The 18,662-nt window shown below is 66.7% G+C and carries 9 protein-coding genes and 1 pseudogene; 3 read left to right on the top strand and 7 right to left on the bottom strand.

Features of this window, described 5'->3' with window-relative positions; translation table 11 throughout:
- Positions 1-77: 77 nt before the first annotated feature.
- Genes metH through M2421_RS03380 form a run of 3 tightly spaced genes read right to left on the bottom strand, consistent with a single transcriptional unit; the run spans position 78 to position 4,861 of the window.
- A complete protein-coding gene (metH, locus tag M2421_RS03390) occupies positions 78-2,762 on the bottom strand; it encodes a methionine synthase (protein WP_259203247.1) in 2,685 nt (894 codons plus the stop codon).
- A 57-nt stretch (positions 2,763-2,819) separates the two neighbouring features.
- Positions 2,820-3,923: a homocysteine S-methyltransferase family protein gene (locus M2421_RS03385; RefSeq protein ID WP_259203246.1), complete on the bottom strand. Its 1,104-nt coding sequence runs from the start codon at positions 3,921-3,923 to the stop codon at positions 2,820-2,822.
- An 8-nt stretch (positions 3,924-3,931) separates the two neighbouring features.
- Positions 3,932-4,861, bottom strand: coding sequence for a metalloregulator ArsR/SmtB family transcription factor (locus M2421_RS03380; protein ID WP_070208802.1), 930 nt, complete (start codon positions 4,859-4,861; stop codon positions 3,932-3,934).
- Positions 4,862-5,009: 148 nt separating this feature from the next.
- On the opposite strand from M2421_RS03380, the gene M2421_RS03375 reads away from it, so the two are divergent.
- On the top strand, positions 5,010-6,158 hold the full coding sequence (locus M2421_RS03375; RefSeq protein ID WP_259203242.1) for an acyl-CoA dehydrogenase family protein: 1,149 nt from the start codon (positions 5,010-5,012) through the stop codon (positions 6,156-6,158).
- A gap of 81 nt (positions 6,159-6,239) precedes the next feature.
- Here the strand turns inward: M2421_RS03375 and M2421_RS03370 are convergent, their stop codons facing one another.
- A complete protein-coding gene (locus M2421_RS03370; protein WP_259203241.1) occupies positions 6,240-7,142 on the bottom strand; it encodes a hypothetical protein in 903 nt (300 codons plus the stop codon).
- Between the two features lie 239 nt (positions 7,143-7,381).
- On the opposite strand from M2421_RS03370, the gene M2421_RS03365 reads away from it, so the two are divergent.
- Positions 7,382-7,675, top strand: coding sequence for a hypothetical protein (locus M2421_RS03365; protein ID WP_259203239.1), 294 nt, complete (start codon positions 7,382-7,384; stop codon positions 7,673-7,675).
- 520 nt (positions 7,676-8,195) lie between these two features.
- Here M2421_RS03365 and M2421_RS03360 read toward each other — a convergent pair.
- From M2421_RS03360 to M2421_RS03350, 3 genes are read right to left on the bottom strand one after another with little or no spacing between them, the layout of a single operon-like run.
- A complete protein-coding gene (locus M2421_RS03360) occupies positions 8,196-11,369 on the bottom strand; it encodes a multidrug efflux RND transporter permease subunit (protein WP_259203238.1) in 3,174 nt (1,057 codons plus the stop codon).
- 15 nt (positions 11,370-11,384) lie between these two features.
- The gene (locus M2421_RS03355; RefSeq protein WP_259203237.1) at positions 11,385-12,650 is read right to left on the bottom strand and encodes an efflux RND transporter periplasmic adaptor subunit; all 1,266 of its coding nucleotides are present in this window, start codon (positions 12,648-12,650) and stop codon (positions 11,385-11,387) included.
- Positions 12,650-13,309 (bottom strand): TetR/AcrR family transcriptional regulator, encoded by a 660-nt coding sequence (locus M2421_RS03350; protein WP_259203235.1) that lies wholly within the window; start codon positions 13,307-13,309, stop codon positions 12,650-12,652. The genes M2421_RS03355 and M2421_RS03350 overlap by 1 nt, the downstream gene beginning before the upstream one ends.
- A gap of 347 nt (positions 13,310-13,656) precedes the next feature.
- Between M2421_RS03350 and M2421_RS03345 the strand changes: the two are divergent.
- Positions 13,657-18,549, top strand: a pseudogene (locus M2421_RS03345) (NAD-glutamate dehydrogenase domain-containing protein); the annotation flags it as partial.
- Between the last annotated feature and the right edge of the window lie 113 nt (positions 18,550-18,662).

Here is an 18,662-nt window from a genome sequence, read left to right as displayed (position 1 = left end):
GTTGCGCGCACCCCGCAACGCGGGGGGCCTACCGATGCATTATGACCGCAGCACCCCGCCGCGGGTGGGCGTGCGGCTCACTCCGGGTCGTAATCCAGGTTCGAGGCCAGCCAGCGTTCGGCCTGCACGCGGTCCACGCCCTTGCGCTTGGCGTAGTCGCTGACCTGTTCGCGGGTGACCCGGCCCACCACGAAATACTGGCTCTGCGGGTGGCTGAAGTAATAGCCGGACACCGCTGCGGTGGGCAGCATCGCAAAGCTCTCGGTCAGGTGCATGTCGGCGTTGCGCTCGGCGTCGAGCAGGCGGAACAGGGTGGCCTTTTCGCTGTGCTCGGGGCAGGCCGGATAGCCCGGGGCCGGGCGGATGCCGCTGTACTTCTCGGCGATCAGGGCCTCGTTGTCCAGCTGTTCGTCCGGTTGGTAGCCCCAGTAGTCGGTACGCACGTGCTGGTGCAGGCGCTCGGCGAGCGCTTCGGCGAAGCGGTCGGCCAGGGCCTTGAGCAGGATCGCGTTGTAGTCGTCGTGGTCGGCCTCGAAGCGCGCCACGTGCGCATCGATGCCGATGCCGGCGGTGACCGCGAAGGCGCCGATCCAGTCCTGCTTGCCGCTGTCGGCCGGGGCGATGAAGTCGGCCAGGCAGAAGTCCGGGCGTTCGACCGGCTTGTCCACCTGCTGGCGCAGGAAGTGCAGGGTGGTCTCGCCATCCGGGTGCTGTACGCGCACGTCATCGCCGACGCTGTTGGCCGGCCACAGCCCGAACACCGCCTTGGCGGTCAGCCATTTCTCGCCGACGATGCGGTCGAGCATCGCGCGTGCATCACGGTACAGCTCGCTGGCCTGGGGGCCGACGATCTCGTCGGTGAGGATGGCCGGGAACTTGCCGGCCAGCTCCCAGGCCTGGAAGAACGGGGTCCAGTCGATCACCTCGACCAGGTCGGCCAGCGGGTAGTCGTCCAGCACATGCAGGCCGGGCTTGCGCGGCGCCGGGGGCGTGTACGCGGCCCAGTCGCCCTGGAAGCGCTGCGCGCGCGCCTTGGCCAGGGGAACCAGGCGCTTGGCATCGCCGCGGTTGCGATGGCGCTGGCGGATGTCGGCGTAGTCGGCCTCGTTGGCGGCCACGAACGCGTCGCGCAGCTCGCGGGAGATCAGCGACTGGGCCACGCCCACCGCGCGCGAGGCATCCTTCACCCACACCGTGGGTGCCTTGTAATGGGGATCGATCTTCAGTGCCGTGTGCGCCCGCGAGGTGGTAGCGCCGCCGATCATCAGCGGCAGGGTGAAGCCCTGGCGCTCCATTTCGCGGGCGACGTGGCTCATTTCCTCGAGCGACGGGGTGATCAGCCCGGACAAGCCGATGATGTCGGCGTTCTCGGCGCGCGCCGCGTCGAGGATCTTCTGCGCCGGCACCATCACGCCGAGGTCGATCACCTCGAAGTTGTTGCAGGCCAGGACCACGCCGACGATGTTCTTGCCGATGTCATGCACGTCGCCCTTCACCGTGGCCATGATGATCTTGCCGTTGCTCTTGGCGGTATCGCCGCTGCGCGCCTTCTCGGCCTCGATGTAGGGCAGCAGGTAGGCCACGGCCTTCTTCATGACGCGCGCGGACTTGACCACCTGCGGCAGGAACATCTTGCCCGCGCCGAACAGGTCGCCGACGATGTTCATGCCATCCATCAGCGGGCCTTCGATCACGTCCAGCGGGCGGCTGGAGCGGATCCGAGCCTCTTCGGTATCGGCCTCCACCCAGGCGTCCAGGCCGTGCACCAGGGCGTGCGCCAGACGCGCGTCGATCGGCTTCTCGCGCCAGGCCAGGTCTTCGCCCTTGACCTCGCCCTTTTTGCCCTTGTAGCGCTCGGCGATCTCCAGCAGGCGCTCGGTGCCGTCGCGGCGACGGTTGAGGATCACATCCTCCACGCGCTCGCGCAGTTCCGCATCGAGGTCGTCGTAGATCGGCATCGCACCGGCGTTGACGATGCCCATGTCCATGCCCGCCGCGATCGCGTGGTACAGGAACACCGCGTGGATCGCCTGGCGCACCGTCTCGTTGCCGCGGAAGGAGAACGACACGTTGGAGACGCCGCCGGAGACATGGCAATGCGGCAGGGTGCGCTTGATGATGCGGGTGGCTTCGATGAAGTCGACGGCGTAGTTGTCGTGCTCTTCGATGCCGGTGGCCACGGCGAAGATGTTGGGATCGAAGATGATGTCCTGCGGCGGGAACCCGACCTGGTCGACCAGGATCCGGTAGGCGCGGGTACAGATCTCCACCTTGCGCGCGCAGGTATCGGCCTGGCCATCCTCGTCAAAGGCCATCACCACCGCCGCCGCGCCGTAGCGCAGCACCTTGCGCGCCTGTTCGATGAACTGCGCCTCGCCTTCCTTGAGCGAGATCGAGTTGACCACGCTCTTGCCCTGCAGGCACTTCAGCCCGGCTTCGATCACGCTCCACTTGGAGGAATCGACCATCACCGGAATGCGCGCGATGTCCGGCTCGGACATGATCAGGTTCAGATAGCGGGTCATCGCCTTTTCCGAATCGATCAGGCCCTCGTCCATGTTGACGTCGAGGATCTGCGCGCCGTTGGCCACCTGCTGGCGTGCCACTTCCACGGCCTCTTCGTAGCGCTCTTCCTTGACCAGCTTGCGGAACTGCGCGCTGCCGGTGACGTTGGTGCGCTCGCCGATGTTGATGAACAACAGGTCCGGCGTAATCACCAACGGTTCGAGGCCGGACAGGCGGGTATGGCGGGAAGACGTCATGGGCGGGCGGGCATCGGTTGGCGAAGGGGGATCAAGCGCATGCGGACAACACGGCGCTCACGCGGCATCGTCCAGCGCGGCGGCAGGCAGGGCACGGGGAGGCAGGTCGGCCACCGCGTCGGCGATGGCGCGGATATGCGCCGGCGTGGTGCCGCAGCAGCCGCCGACCAGGTTGAGCAGCCCGGCGCTGGCGAACTCGCGCAGGGTGCCGGCCATTTCCTCGGGGGTTTCGTCGTATTCGCCGAAGGCATTGGGCAGGCCCGCATTGGGGTGCGCGCTGACCAGGCAGTCGGCCACGATCGACAGGGTTTCCACGTGCGGGCGCATGTCGGTGGCGCCGAGCGCGCAGTTGAGCCCGACCGACAGCGGCCGGCTGTGCGCGACCGAGGCATAGAAGGCCTCGGCGGTCTGCCCCGACAGCGTGCGCCCGGAGGCATCGGTAATGGTGCCGGAGATCATGATCGGCAGGCGTGCACCGCGGGCGTCGAAGGCCTCTTCGATGGCGAACAGGGCTGCCTTGGCGTTGAGCGTGTCGAAGCTGGTTTCGACCATGAGCGTGTCCGCGCCGCCGTCGATCAGGCCGTCGATGGCTTCGCGGTAGGTCTCGCGCAGCGCGTCGAAGCTGGTGTTGCGGAAGCCGGGGTCGTTGACGTCCGGGCTGATCGAGGCGGTGCGGCTGGTCGGGCCCAGCACGCCGATCACGAAGCGCGGCTTGCCCGGCGTGGTCGCCGCCACGGCATCGCAGCAGGCGCGCGCGACCGCGGCACCGGCCTTGTTGAGCTCGTACACCAGGTGTTCCAGGTGGTAGTCGGCCTGGCTGACCGAGGTGGCGTTGAAGGTATTGGTTTCCACCAGGTCGGCGCCGGCCTCCAGGTAGGCGGTGTGGATCCCGGCGATCACCTCCGGCTTGCTGAGCAGCAGCAGGTCGTTGTTGCCCTTGAGGTCGTGGCCTTCCGGCGGGGTGCCGTGGTCGCAGCCGGGGCCATGCGCGTGTGCGCTGTCGTAGCCGGCGACGAAGCGCTCGCCACGGTAGTCGGCCTCCTCCAGCCCATGGCGCTGGATCATGGTGCCCATCGCGCCATCGATGATCAGGATGCGCCGGGCAAGCGCGTCCTGCAGGGCATGGACGCGGTCGGGATGCAGCCAGGGAAGGGATGACATGGCGGGCCTCAGGGCTTGCTGGCGATCAGCGAAATGACTTCGAAATGCGGCGGCCGCTTCTCGCGGGTCACCGTTTCCAGGCTGGAGACGACCAGCCCGGCCTTCTCGGCGAACTTGCGCAGTTCCTTGTCCGAGAAGCCCAGGTTGACGTGGCCATAGGCCTCCACGGCAGCCTTGTGCTCATGCCGTGCCAGGCTGCACAGCAACAGCCTGCCACCGGAGCGCAGCACGCGCGCACCCTCGGCCACGGCCTGGGCCGGCTTGGCCGCATAGGTCAGCGCGTGCATCAGCACGACCAGGTCGAAGCTGCGGTCCTTGAATGGGAGCGCGTGCATGTCGCCTTCGCGCACTTCCACGTTGGCCAGGCGGCGCAGGCGCTCGCTGGCGGCCGCCACCACGCGTGCACTGGTGTCGATGCAGACGTAGCGCTTGGCATGCGGGGCGACCAGTTCGGCCAGCACGCCATCGCCGGAGGCGATATCGAGCACGTCGCCGGTTTCCAGCAGGGGCAGGGCGGTGCGCGCCAGCGCTTCCCAGGTACGGCCGGGCGAGTAGTGCCGCTCCATGTCGCCGGCCACGCTGTCGGCCCAGTTCTGGTCGGCGGCGCGGCTGGCGAGCACGGCCGCCACCCGTTCAGCATCCTGGCGCAGCAGGGGGTCGTCGCTGCCGGTGCTCAGCGCATGCCACAATGCACGCTGCGCCGGGTCCAGCGCGGCGTCATCGAAGCGGTAATACGCCGAGACGCCGGCGCGCCGGTCGCGCACCAGGCCGGCCTCCTTGAGCCGGGCCAGGTGGGTGGACACGCGTGGCTGGGCCAGCGTGGTGATGGCCGACAGCTCGGCCACGGTCAGTTCTTCCTGCTCCAGCAGGGTCAGCAGGCGCACACGGGTGGCGTCGGCGAATACTTTCAGCCGGACCGACCAATCCTCGAGATCCATAAATATCTACCTATCGCGATATAGAGATATTTTCGTCCCTGGGCCGGTGCGGGGTCAAGTCAGCCGGGATCGACCCGCCCCCGGTACAATCGCCCCACCGGGGCGCGCACTGCGCGGCCCTATCACCATATGTTCCTGGGAGGGTGTTGTGGATTTCAGCTTTACCGAAGAGCAGTTGATGCTGCAGGACGTCGCGCGTCGCATCGCGCAGGAAAAGATCGCGCCCAGCGCCGAGCATCATGACCGTACCGGCGAATTCCCGCTGGAGAACATCCGCCTGCTGGGCGAGAACGGGCTGATGGGCATCGAAGTGCCGGCCGAGTATGGCGGCGCGGGCATGGACCCGATCGCCTACGTGCTGGCGATGGTGGAGGTCGCCGCCGGCGACGCCGCCCATTCGACCATCATGTCGGTCAACAACTCGCTGTTCTGCAACGGCATCCTCACCCACGGCACCGAAGCGCAGAAGCAGACCTACGTGCGCGCCATCGCCGAAGGCGAGGCCATCGGTGCGTTCGCGCTGACCGAGCCGCAGTCCGGGTCGGACGCCACCGCCATGCGTTGCCGCGCGGTCAAGCAGGCCGACGGCACGTTCGTGATCAACGGCAAGAAGAGCTGGATCACCTCCGGGCCGGTCGCCAAATACATCGTGCTGTTCGCGATGACCGACCCGGACCAGGGCGCGCGCGGCATCACGGCGTTCATGATCGACACCGACAAGGCCGGCTTCCACCGCGGCAAGACCGAGCCGAAGCTGGGCATCCGCGCCTCGGCCACCTGCGAGATCGAGTTCCAGGACTACGTGGCCAGCGCCGACGACGTGCTGGGCAAGGAGGGCGAGGGCTTCAAGATCGCCATGGGCGTGCTCGACGCCGGCCGCATCGGCATCGCCTCGCAGGCGATTGGTATTGCCCGCGCGGCGTATGAAGCCACCCTGGAGTACGTGAAGGACCGCAAGGCCTTTGGTGCCGCCATCGGTACCTTCCAGATGACCCAGGCCAAGATCGCCGACATGAAGTGCAAGCTGGACGCAGCGCTGCTGCTGACCCTGCGCGCGGCCTGGGTGAAGGGGCAGGGCAAGCGCTTCAGCAATGAAGCGGCGATTGCCAAGCTGACCGCGTCCGAAGCGGCGATGTGGATCACCCACCAGGCCGTGCAGATCCACGGCGGCATGGGCTACTCCAAGGAAATGCCGCTGGAGCGTTACTTCCGTGATGCCAAGATCACCGAGATCTACGAGGGCACCTCGGAGATCCAGCGGCTGGTGATCGCGCGCAACGAGACCGGGTTGCGCTGAGTCATGTGACGGCGTTCCCGCGTGGGGACGCCGTCCGCGCCCTGAAGGCTGTTGACCAGAACGTTGCTTGGCCGCTCCGTGTCAGCGGCCGCTGCAGGCAAGTGTCTGGCCATTCCATGTGCATCGCAGCTGCAGGCTGTCAATACCCACATTGTCGACATGTACGCCATAGAGCTTGGCTGCCTGCAGCCAGTTTTCGATCGCGTGGCGATCCTGGAAGTGATAGTCGCCGCCGAAGATGTCGGGTGCTTCCGGGCCAGTGGCGGCTGCATCGGGAATGGGATTCCCCTGCGCATCACGGCTCTTGCCTTTGACATACTGCGCTTGGTGGACGGAGTCCGGCTCCAGCTTAAGCAGGGTCTGTGATCCGTCCCGCCAAGTGACGGCGTAGGTGACGGAGCTGACACCAAACAGGCGACTGACAAAGCTCAATCCTACCGATGACAGTGTGGTGGAAAGCGAATTCCACACGGTGCTGCCGGTCGTAGCGCCGGAGAACGCGCTGCCAATACGCGTTTCAAGCTGCGATCGCGTGGTGGCGGACTGGATGACATCGTAAGCGGTGAGACCCTTGAAATCCTCCGGAAACGAAATGCCATTGGCGCCGCCGGGATCGTCGGGATGGACCGGGATGACCGCGCCGTTGCCGCCTGCCTGTGGGGTGACCGCAGCACCTGCCGCGCCGTGTGATTCGGCAAGGGCCATGACGCGCAGGAAGGCCTCGTTCACCGGCGCGGGGATCTGGGTCGGGAGTGCGCGGTAGCGCTTCAGTTCCCGGTCGTACTCGACCTCATAGCCGCTGATCTTCACCTGCAGCAAGTCGACCACGAGCGTGGTTCCCGCGCCGGACCCTACGGCGGCCTGCTTCGGGTTGGCGCAGTTGTCGCACACGACAACACCGCCTGCGTGCGCGGGGGACACCACCGCCAGCCAAGGAACCAGCAGGGCTGCGGGCCAGTGTGGGTTGAATCCAGAACGTGCCATGCCTGTTCTCCCTCTTTGTGCAGTGAATCGATCATCGGATATGGATGGGAAGCTCTTTGTAGCGTGGCTGCTCACACGAAATTGTGTTGCGGCGTACAGAAAATGTGGTGCGTGTTGATTGCGACATCGTTTGCGCGCGCGCCGCGCCGAGGACCGAGGCGCCACGCGGATCGCCACGGGCATCTCCAGCGCTGTACGATGCCGACCCGCAATGCGGCACAGCGCCGCCAGGAGTTCCGATGCTCATCTATCGAGGCGCAGGATTTCTGACCCTGCTCACGCCCATCGCCACCTTGCTGCTGCTGATGTGGCTGTGGCCCGATCCCAGCGTTGCCAAGGGCAATACCTCGCTGACCCAGCTTCTGCTTGGATTCGGCAGTGGTGCGGCACTCAATGTGCTGCTGGGTCTGGTGCTCAATCGCGGCCCGCGCGCGGCTGGCGAGCATGCCCGCCACCATTTCTTTTTCCTGCCGATGCAGTGGCCATCGCTGGCCATCGTCGTCGCGTGCGTAGTGGTGGCGCTGCTTCGCTGACGCGTCGCCGGATCACCGAGGGCGCTGTGTTGTTCGGGGTCATGCGTTACAGCGCCGACGAGCGCTATCGGCGGTCGTCTGGGAACCGACCCCACCCCCGCAAGGCGTGCGCGTGGGGGTTGGTTGCGCGCGTCAGGATCGCGCTCGGGCGCCGGAGGTAGGGTCGGCGGCGTGTGTGGATCGGGCTGTGCCTCCGCTTGGGCCTGTCGCGCGCGTGAGGGCCCCTTGGCGGCCGGTAGGCCCTTGGCGTAGTGTCCTCCGGCCTGGTGGCGTCCTCCTATATTTTGCCCAGGAGCCTACCGGCCGCTAAGGGGCTCGGCTTGCGGTAAGCAGGCCGAAGCAAGGCTTTTCTGATACTGGTCGGTGGATCGGGCGCAGGGGCCCCAGCGCCCGATGCTCCGACCGCCGCGCGGCAAAGGATTGAGCGCGCACTTCGTGCTTGCCCCGCATACGGGTGAAGACGCAAAAAAAAGCCCCGGCGCGAGCCGGGGCTTTTCGTTTCAGCAGCGTACTGCCCGGATCAACGATCCGGACGGTGCGCCGTGTTGGCTTCGCCCTGGCGTTCCAGGAACTCCTTGGACGGTTCGTCCAGCTTGTCGCCCAGCATGCGGCGGACCACGATGAAGAACACCGGGATCATCAGCAGGCCCAGGAAGGTGGCGAACACCATGCCGCCGATCACGCCGGTACCGATGGCGTGACGGGCATTGGCGCCGGCGCCGGTGGAGATGGCCATCGGCACCACGCCCAGGATGAACGCGAAGGAGGTCATCAGGATCGGGCGGAAGCGCAGGCGGGAGGCCTCGATGGTGGCCTCGCGCAGGGTCTTGCCCGCCGCACGCTGCTCCACCGCGAACTCCACGATCAGGATGGCGTTCTTGGCCGCCAGGCCGATCACCGTGATCAGGCCGATCTTGAAGTACAGATCGTTGGGCAGGCCGCGCGCCAGCGAGAACGCCAGTGCGCCGAGCACGCCCAGCGGCACCACCAGCAGCACCGCCACCGGGATCGACCAGCTTTCATACAGCGCGGCCAGGCACAGGAACACCACCACGATGGACAGCACCAGCAGCAGCGTGGCGGCGTTGCCGGCCAGGATTTCCTGGTAGGACATGCCGGACCAGTCGTAGCCGAAGCCGGCCGGCAGGTCGTCGCTGACGATCCGCTCCATCGCCTGCATCGCCTCACCCGAGCTGCGCCCCGGTGCCTGCGAACCGACGATGTTGACCGCCGAGTAACCGTTGTAGCGGCTCAGCGACGGCGGTGCGGACACCCAGTCGGACTTCACCACGGTGCTCAACGGGATCATCGCCGGGGTGCCGTCCGCGTTGGTCTGCAGGCTGCTGGGCGTATAGAAGCTGTTGAGCGATTCGGCCCCGGTGCGGTACGGGCCATCGGCCTGCATCGTCACCCGCTTGATGCGGCCTTCGTAGAAGAAGTCGTTGACGTACACCGGGGCCAGCATCAGCTGGATGGTGCTGTACACGTCCGACACCGACAGGCCCATGGTCTGGGCCTGCACGCGGTCCACGTGCAACTGCAGCTGCGGTGCGTTTTCCAGCCCGTTGGGGCGCACGCCGGTGAGCAGGTCGCTCTCCTGCGCCGCCTTGCCGAGCAGGATGTTGCGCGCCTGCGTCAGCTGTTCATAGCCGGCGCCGCCACGGTCCTGCAGCCACATGTCGAAGCCGCCGAACTGGCCCAGGCCCTGCACGGTGGGCAGGTTGACCACGAAGATCTGCGCTTCCTTGATGCCGTAGAAGGCACCGTTCATCTTCTGGATGAACTCGGGCACGGTGACCTTGCGATCCGCCCAGGGCTTGAGGCGGATGAAGCCCATGCCCACGTTTTCACCCGAGCCGACGAAGCTGAAACCGGCCACCTGCAGCATGCCCTCGAACCCTTCCTGGTCCTTGAGCACGCCCCGCATCTGCGCGAAGGCCTGGTTGGTCTGGGCCTTGGTCGAGCCCGGCGGCAGCTGCACGATCGCCAGGGCGTAGCCCTGGTCTTCCTCGGGCAGGAAGCTGCCCGGCATGCGGGTGAACAGGAAACCGCACAGCACGGTGAGCACCACGAACAGGATCATCCAGCGCGGCGCATGGCGCACCGCCGAGGTGATGTGGCCCACGTAGGTGCCACTGATCTTGTCGTAGTACTTGTTGAAGGTGCGGTAGACGACGTTGGGCTTGTCGCTGTGGGTCGGCTTGAGGAACGTCGCGCACAGTGCGGGGGTGAAGCCCAGCGCCAGGAACGCGGAGAAGCCCATCGCGATGGCGATGGTCAGCGCGAACTGCTTGTAGATCTCGCCGGCGGCACCGCCCTGCAGCGCGGACGGGATGAACACCGCCGCCAGCACCACGGTGATCGCCACCACCGCGCCGGTGATCTGGGTCATGGCCTTCTGGGTAGCGGCCTTGGGCGGCAGCTTCTCCTCGGTCATGATCCGCTCGACGTTCTCGATCACCACGATGGCGTCATCGACCACGATGCCGATCGCCAGCACCATCGCAAACAGGGTGAGCTGGTTGATGGTGAAGCCGATGACGCTCATGCCCAGGAAGGTGCCGAGCAGGGCCACCGGGATGACCAGGGTCGGGATCAGGGTGGCGCGGAAGTTCTGCAGGAAGATCAGCATCACCAGGAACACCAGTGCCACTGCTTCGATCAGCGTCTTGACCACTTCCTCGATCGAGATCTTCACGAAGGTGGTGCTGTCGTACGGCGAGAACCAGCTGACACCGGCCGGGAAGCTCGGGGCCAGTTCGTCCATCTTGGCGGTGACCGCGTTGGCCACGTTCAGGGCGTTGGCGCCCGGCAGCAGCTGGATCGCGAAGGCACCGGTCGGCTTGCCGTTGTACTGGGTGTCAAAGCCGTAGTTGTTGGCACCGAAGGCGATGCGTGCGATGTCCTTGAGCATCACCCGCGAACCATCCGCGTTGGCGCGCAGGATGATGTTCTCGAACTCCTGCGGCGAGCTGAAGCGTCCTTCGGCCGACACCGTGGCGGTGAAGTAATGCCCCTCCGGCGACGGATCGGCACCCAGCGAACCGGCCGCGAACTGCACGTTCTGGTCCTTGATCGCGGCCAGCACCTGGCTGGCCGACAGGCCGTAGCCCTGCATCTTTTCCGGGTTGAGCCAGATGTTCATGGCGTACTCGGAGCCGAACTGCTGGGTGCTGCCGACGCCGGGGATGCGCGAGATCTGGTCGAGCACGCGCGAGCCGACGATGTCGTTCAGCGCGTCACGGTCGATCGACGCGGTGTCCGACTGCAATGCCACCACCATCAGGAAGCCGGCGTTGGCCTTGGCCACCACCACGCCCTGCTGGGTGACTTCGGTCGGCAGGCGCGGCGTGGCCAGCGACACCTTGTTCTGCACCTGCACCTGGGCGATGTCCGCGTCGGTGCCGGTCTCGAAGGTGAGGGTGATGGTGACGCGGCCGTTGGACGCGGAGGACGAGCTGAAATACAGCAGGTGATCGATGCCGGTCAGCTGCTGCTCGATCACCTGGGTGACCGACTTTTCGGCGGTGTCGGCGCTGGCGCCGGGGTAGGTGGCGCTCACCGTCACCTGGGGCGGTGCGATGCTGGGGTAGGACTCCACGCCCAGCCCGAGGATCGAGATCACGCCGGACAGCGAGATCAGGATCGCGACCACCCAGGCGAATACCGGGTGTTCAATGAAAAATTTAGGCATGACGGAGGGTTCCCGTTATTGCTTGTTCGATTCGGCAGCCGGGGCCGCGTCGGCCTTGTCGGCAGTCGCGTCGGCGGGTTTTGCAGCGGCGTCGGGCTTGGCGGCGGCCGGTGCGGCACCCCCCGCGGCCGGGGCCTGGCCGTTGGCTGCGGCGCTGGCCGGATCCCACGGCTTGGCCGTGGCCGGCGCCCCTTCCTTGACCTTCTGCACGCCTGCCACGATCACCTTGTCGCCCGCATCAAGACCGCCACTGACCAGCCAGTTGCCGCCCTGCTGGCCCTCGCTCTTGACGTTCTTGCGCGCCACCTTGCCGTCCTTGCCGACCACCAGCACGTAGCCGCCGGTGGTGTCGCGCTGGAGCGCCTGCAACGGCACCAGGAACGCGTTGTTGCGCTCGCCGAGGGTGGCCTGGAAGCTGACGAAGGCACCCGGCAGCAGGATCTGCTGCGGGTTGGGCAGTACCGCGCGCAGCGAGACCGCGCCGGTGGTGGGGTCGACGGTGGTCGAGGAGAAGTCCAGCGTGCCCGGCTGGTCGTAGAGGGTGCCGTCGGCCAGCTTGACCTGCACGGTGGACTTGCCGTCCCCGCTCAGCGCCAGCTGGCCCTTGGCCTGCGCGGCGCGCATCTGGGTCAGCTCGTCCACGCTCATGGAGAAGTTGACGTACAGCGGGTCCAGCTGGTCCACGGTGGTCAGCAGGGTGACATCGCCCTGGCCGACCAGCGCGCCTTCGGTGACCTGCTGCTTGCCGGCGCGGCCGCTGATCGGCGAGGTCACTTCGGCATAGCCGAGGTTGATCTTCGCGCTGGTCAGCGCCGCCTGGGCCTGCTGCACGGCCGCCGCAGCGGTGCGCTCGGTGGCTTCTGCTGCGTCCAGGTCCGACTTGGAGACGTACTTCTGCGGCGCCAGCGAACGGGCGCGGTTGGCGGCGGCCTTGGCGTTGGCGTAGGTGGCCTGTGCGGACGCCAGCTCGGCCTGCGACGCGTTCAAGGAGGCACGCAGCGGGGCCGGGTCGATCAGGAACAGGACCTGGCCCTGCTTGACGTCGGCGCCTTCCTGGTAGACGCGCTTGAGCAGCACCCCGGGCACGCGGGCGCGGACGTCGGCGCTGCGGTAGGGTGACAGGCGGCCGACCAGCTCACGCTGCAACGGCAGGGTCTGCGGCTTGGCATCGATCACGCCCACTTCCGGCGGCGGGGGCGTCTGTTGCTCTGGCTTCTTGCAAGCGGTCAGTGCGACAGCAACTGCGCAGGTCAGGGCAAGGCTGCGGAGTGGGGCGATCATCAGGAAAAACTCCGGTGTTGGTTTGAATGCGATGCCGCGGCGGTCTCCGGCACGGCGAACGCGCGCAGGAAGCTGTCAACGGAGAATTCGGCCCAGCGGCGGCGCACGGTGGCGTCAGCGCGGTGGGGGGTGTGGAAGCGCTGTTTCTCGAAATCCAAGCCGGCGATCATGCTCAATAACAGTTCGGCCATGAAGTGCGGGTCGTCATGCCCCAACTGGCCCAGCGCGGTGCGCGCCTGGAGCCATTCAGCGACGTGAAGAACGAGCGCGCCCGCCCCGTCGCGGTACAGGGCGCGGGCTTCCTGCGGGAAATGCGGGGAGTCGGCGGCGATCAGTCGCCGGGCCTGGGCCACGTGCGGCTGGTTGCAGTGCTCCAGGTAGTCGGTGGCGAACTGCAGCAGGCTGCCGCGCAGGTCGCCCTGGTCCAGGCTGTGCAGGCCGGCCGTGGCCCGGCTGACATGCCGCTGCATGACCCGGCGCAGCAGTTCCTGCTTGCTGCCGTAGCGGCTGTAGAGGGTCTGCTTGGAGCAGCCCGCCTGCTGGGCCACCGCATCCATGCTGATCTGCATGCCCTGGGTGGAGAACAGATCGCGCACGGCATCGAACACGCGCTGATCGCGCGCATCCAGGGTGCTGGCGGCGGGGTGGGGGGGATTCACGCGATGGACTATACCGTCCAGTTCAGAATTGGAGAAGCCTTGTGTTTGCCGCGGATTTGATACCCATCGTCAAGTTGCCACGGAAGTGGCCGATGCTTGCCTGCGTGGATCTCCTACGCGAGCGTCCGTACTCGTGCGGATTGACCATCGCGACGTAAACGCCACCCAACCCGATTTGCCTTATTCCGTCCTGCAGCAAGGTATTTTTGTGCGGTAGGCCTACAATTTCATTTTCCCAACTGAGCAACACGCACCGCTCTGCCATGAAACCGCAAAAACCAGCAGCCAAGACCGTGAAAAACAAATCCAAACCAGCCGATACGCAGACTGTTTCGCCAGTGGGCTTCTCGCTGGAGCCGGTGTACACGGCCTTGCGCAAGCGCTACCCGGCGGCCGGGCAGGCCGAGGCAGTGGCTTTCGCCGCCGACTTCTACAAGCGCATGGAGGCGGACGAGTTCCCCCACCACACCGCCGAGGAGTGGGCCGCGCTGGCGGCGGACACGCTGGAATTCGCGCGTGTCCGCAAGCCGGGCAAGGCCAATGTCCGCGTGTTCAACCCGAGCCTGAAGGCCAACGGGTGGGAATCGCCGCACACGGTGCTGCAGATCGTCAATGACGACATGCCGTTCCTGGTCGACACGGTCACCATGTCGCTGGCCGAGCATGGCATCGGCGTGCACGTGCTGGGCCACCCGGTGATCCGCTTCGCGCGCGACAAGGCCGGCAAGCTCAGCGGCGTCAGCGAGGGCAACGCCGAGTCGGTGATGCTGCTGGAAATCGACCGCCAGCCGGCCGATGCCATGGCCGACGTCGAGCAGGCGATCGTCAAGGCGCTGGACGAGGTGCGTGCCATCGTCCACGACTGGGACGCGATGCGTGCCAAGGCGCAGAGCCTGGCCGAGGACCTCGGCAGCCGCCAGCTCCCGATCGATGCCGCTTCGCGCGCCGAAGCGCAGGAATTCCTGCGCTGGGCCGCCGACAACCACTTCACCTTCTTCGGCTACCGCGAATACCGCGTGGAGAAGCAGGGCAAGGAAGAGGTGCTGGCACCGCTCAATGAAACCGGCCTGGGCCTGATGCGCGGCAAGGACAAGTCCGCCGCCCGTCCGGTCAAGACCCTGGCCGCGCAGGGCCTCAACGCCACCACCGGGTTGAAGGACGCGCTGATCCTGACCAAGACCAATGCCCGTTCGCGCGTGCACCGCGCCGGCTACATGGACTACATCGGCGTGCTGGAATTCGACGCCAAGGGCAAGATCATCGGCGAGCAGCGCTTCCTCGGCCTGTTCACCTCCAGCGCCTACAACCGCCGCCCGTGGGAAATCCCGCTGGTGCGCCAGCGCCACGAATACGTGATGACCCAGTCCGGCCTGGCGCCGAGCAGCCACAGCGGCAAGGCCCTGCGCCACATCCTGGAAACCCTGCCGCGCGAAGAGCTGTTCCAGTCCAGCGAGGACGAGCTGTTCCGCACCGCGATGGGCGTGCTGGGCCTGCAGGAGCGCGTGCGCAGCCGGCTGTTCCTGCGCCGCGACAAGTACAGCCGCTTCATCTCCGCGCTGGTCTACCTGCCGCGCGAACGCTTCAACACCGATGTGCGCCTGCGCATCGAAGCCATGCTCAAGGACGCCCTGCAGGGCGAATACGTGGACAGCTCGGTGGTGCTCGGCGAATCGCCGCTGGCCCAGGTGCACCTGATCGTGCGCCCGAAGGCTGGCCAGACCCTGGAAGTGGACACCAGCGTGCTGGAACAGAAGCTGGCCCAGGTGCTGCGCAACTGGCAGGACGACCTGCGTGAAGCGCTGGTGGCCCGCCACGGCGAAAGCGAAGGCCTGCGCATTGCCGCGCGTATCGGCAAGGCATTGCCGGCCGGCTACATCGAAGACTCCAGCACCGAGATCGCGGCCAACGACGTCAGCCAGCTCGACGCGCTGACCGGTCCGGACGACCTGCGCCTGAGCCTGCAGGCCGTGCAGCGCGACGGCGGTGACGGCCTGCGCCTGAAGCTGTATCGCCAGCTGGACGACATCCCGCTGTCGGACGCGCTGCCGATGATGGAAAACATGGGCCTGCGCGTGATCGCCGAGCGTCCGTACCGCCTGACGGTCGACAACGCCCCGGTCTACGTACAGGACTTCGAGGTCGAATCGGTGGCCGGTGCCATCGACGCGCCGAGCGTGGATGCCGCCTTCGGCGAAACCTTCGCCCGCGTGTGGCACGGCGATGCCGAGAACGACGGCTTCAACCGCCTCGTACTGGCTGCCGGCCTGCATTGGCGCCAGGTCGCCATGCTGCGTGGCTACTGCAAGTACCTGCTGCAGACCGGCGTGCCGTTCTCGCAGGCCTACGTGGAAGGCACCTTCACCCGCTACCCGCTGCTGGCGCGCCTGCTGGTGGAGCTGTTCGAAGCCCGCTTCGACCCGGCCACCGGGCATGAAAGCAAGGAGGCCATCGCCGAGGGCCAGGCCCAGCTGCGTGCGCACCTGACCGTGCTCGCCGGCGGCGACGAGGCCACCCTGAAGGTGCTCAAGACCGTGGTCGATGCGCGCAAGGGCGACCGTGCCGCGCAGATGGATGCCGCGCGTGACGCGCTGGTCAAGCTGATGGACCGCGTCTCCAGCCTGGACGAGGACCGCATCCTGCGCAGCTTCATGGGCGTGATCGATGCGACCCTGCGTACCAGCTACTACCAGACCGATGCCGATGGCCGTCCGGGCCACGTCATCAGCTTCAAGTTCGATTCGGCGCGGGTGCCGGACCTGCCCAAGCCGCGCCCGTACCGCGAAATCTTCGTGTACGGCCCGCGCGTGGAAGGTACCCACCTGCGTTTCGGTGCCGTGGCCCGTGGCGGCCTGCGCTGGTCGGACCGTCGCGAAGACTTCCGCACCGAGGTGCTGGGCCTGGTCAAGGCGCAGATGGTCAAGAACACGGTCATCGTGCCGGTCGGCGCGAAGGGCGGCTTCTTCGCCAAGACTCCGCCGGTGAACGGCGACCGTGATGCGGTGTTCGCCAACGGCGTGGCCTGCTACAAGCTGTTCATCCAGGGCCTGCTGGACATCACCGACAACATCGTCAACAACAAGATCGTGCCGCCGGTGGACGTGGTCCGCCACGACATGGACGACCCGTACCTGGTGGTGGCCGCCGACAAGGGCACCGCGACCTTCTCCGACATCGCCAACGGCCTGGCCATCGCGCACGGCTTCTGGATGGGCGATGCGTTCGCCTCCGGTGGTTCGGTCGGTTACGACCACAAGGGCATGGGCATCACCGCGCGCGGTGCGTGGGAGTCGGTCAAGCGCCACTTCCGTGCCCTGGGCCGTGACAGCCAGAGCCAGGACTTCACCACGGTGGGCGTGGGCGACATGTCCGGCGACGTGTTCGGCAACGGCATGCTGCTGTCGCGCCACATCCGCCTGGTGGCCGCGTTCGACCACCGCCACATCTTCCTGGACCCGAACCCGGATGCGGCCAGCACGTTCGTCGAGCGCGAGCGCCTGTTCACCGTGCCGCGCTCCAGCTGGGCCGACTACGATGCCAAGCTGATCAGCAAGGGCGGTGGCATCTACCCGCGCTCGCTGAAGTCGATCGAGATCACCCCGCAGGTGCGCGAGGCGTTGGGCCTGGACGACAACGTCAAGGCGCTGTCGCCGAACGACCTGATGAGCGCCATCCTCAAGGCGCCGGTGGACCTGCTGTGGAATGGCGGTATCGGCACCTACGTCAAGGCCTCGACCGAGCAGCACAGCGATGTGGGCGACCGCGCCAACAACGCGTTGCGCGTCAACGGTGGCGAGCTGCGCTGCAAGGTGGTGGGCGAGGGCGGCAACCTGGGCATGACCCAGCTCGGCCGCATCGAGGCCGCCCAGGCCGGCGTGCTGCTCAACACCGACTTCATCGACAACTCGGCCGGCGTGGATACCTCCGACCACGAAGTCAACATCAAGATCCTGCTCAATGACGTGGTACGGGCCAAGAAGTTGACCGTCGAACAGCGCAACAAGCTGCTGGCGTCGATGACCGACGAAGTGGCCGCGCTGGTGCTCAACGACAACTACCGCCAGAACCAGGCCCTGAGCCTGATGGAGCGGATGGCGGTCAAGCGCCTGGGCTCCAAGCAGCACTTCATCCGTACGCTGGAGCAGCAGGGCCTGCTCGATCGCCAGATCGAGTTCCTGCCCTCCGACGCCGAGCTGTCCGCGCGCAAGGCGCGTGGCCAGGGCCTGACCCGGCCGGAGCTGTCGGTGCTGCTGTCCTATTCCAAGCTGGTCGCGTTCGCCCAGCTGCTGGATTCGGACATCCCCGAAGACCCGTACCTGTCCAAGGAACTGCAGCGCTACTTCCCCACGCCGCTGCAGAAGAAGTACGCCGACGCGATGGAACGTCACCGCCTGAAGCGCGAAATCATCGCCACGGCCGTGACCAACCAGACCATCAACCGGATGGGTGCCACCTTCCTGATGCGCATGCAGGAAGACACCGGCCGCAGCATCGCCGAGGTCGCCAAGGCCTACACGATCAGCCGTGAAACGCTGGACGCGCGCGCCCTGTGGGCACAGATCGACGCCCTCGACGGCACGCTGCCGGAGTCGGTGCAGATCGACGCGCTGGAAGTGATCTGGAAGCTGCAGCGTTCGTTCGTGCGCTGGCTGCTGTCGCGCCCGGGTGCGATGCCGGGCATCACCGAGGCGGTCAACCGCTACCAGGCGGCCTTCAACGACATCCGTGTCGCCTCCGGCGTGCTGCCCGATTCCCAGCGCCCGGCCTACGAGGCCAGCGTGGCCGAGTGGAAGGAAAAGGGCCTGCCGCCGGCACTGGCGCAGCAGTTGTCCGAGCTGCAGTTCCTGGAACCGGCGTTCGACATCATCGAACTGGCGCGTACCCGCAAGCTCAAGCCGGTGGATGTGTCCAAGATCCACTTCCGCCTGGGCGATGCCCTGCAGCTGCCGTGGTTGTTCGAGCAGATCGACGCGCTGGAGGTCAATGGCCGCTGGCACGCCGTGGCCCGTGGCGTGCTGCGCGACGAGCTGGCCGCCCATCACCGCAACCTGGCTGCCCAGGTGCTGTCGATGAAGGGCGGCAGTGCCGAAGCCAAGGTGGCCGCGTGGATCGGTCGTGACGACAGCAGCCTGCGCTTCACGCTGTCGATGCTGGCCGAACTGGCCGAGCAGAAGACCCTGGACTACCCGACGGTGTCGGTGGCCGTCCAGCGTCTGGGCCAATTGGCGGCCCATGGCGCGTAAGCGATAGCGCCGGGCGCTGCCCGGTGGCATGAAAAGGAAACGGCCCCGCAATCGCGGGGCCGTTTTCGTTTCCGGTCGTGGTGCTCGCCGCTGCCCGGCAATCGCATCGACCC

Source organism: Stenotrophomonas sp. BIGb0135, assembly GCF_024810105.1.
Taxonomy (GTDB): domain Bacteria; phylum Pseudomonadota; class Gammaproteobacteria; order Xanthomonadales; family Xanthomonadaceae; genus Stenotrophomonas; species Stenotrophomonas maltophilia_AB.
The sequence above is the reverse complement of the archived record's forward strand: the minus strand, read 5'-3'. Positions and strand labels throughout refer to the sequence as shown.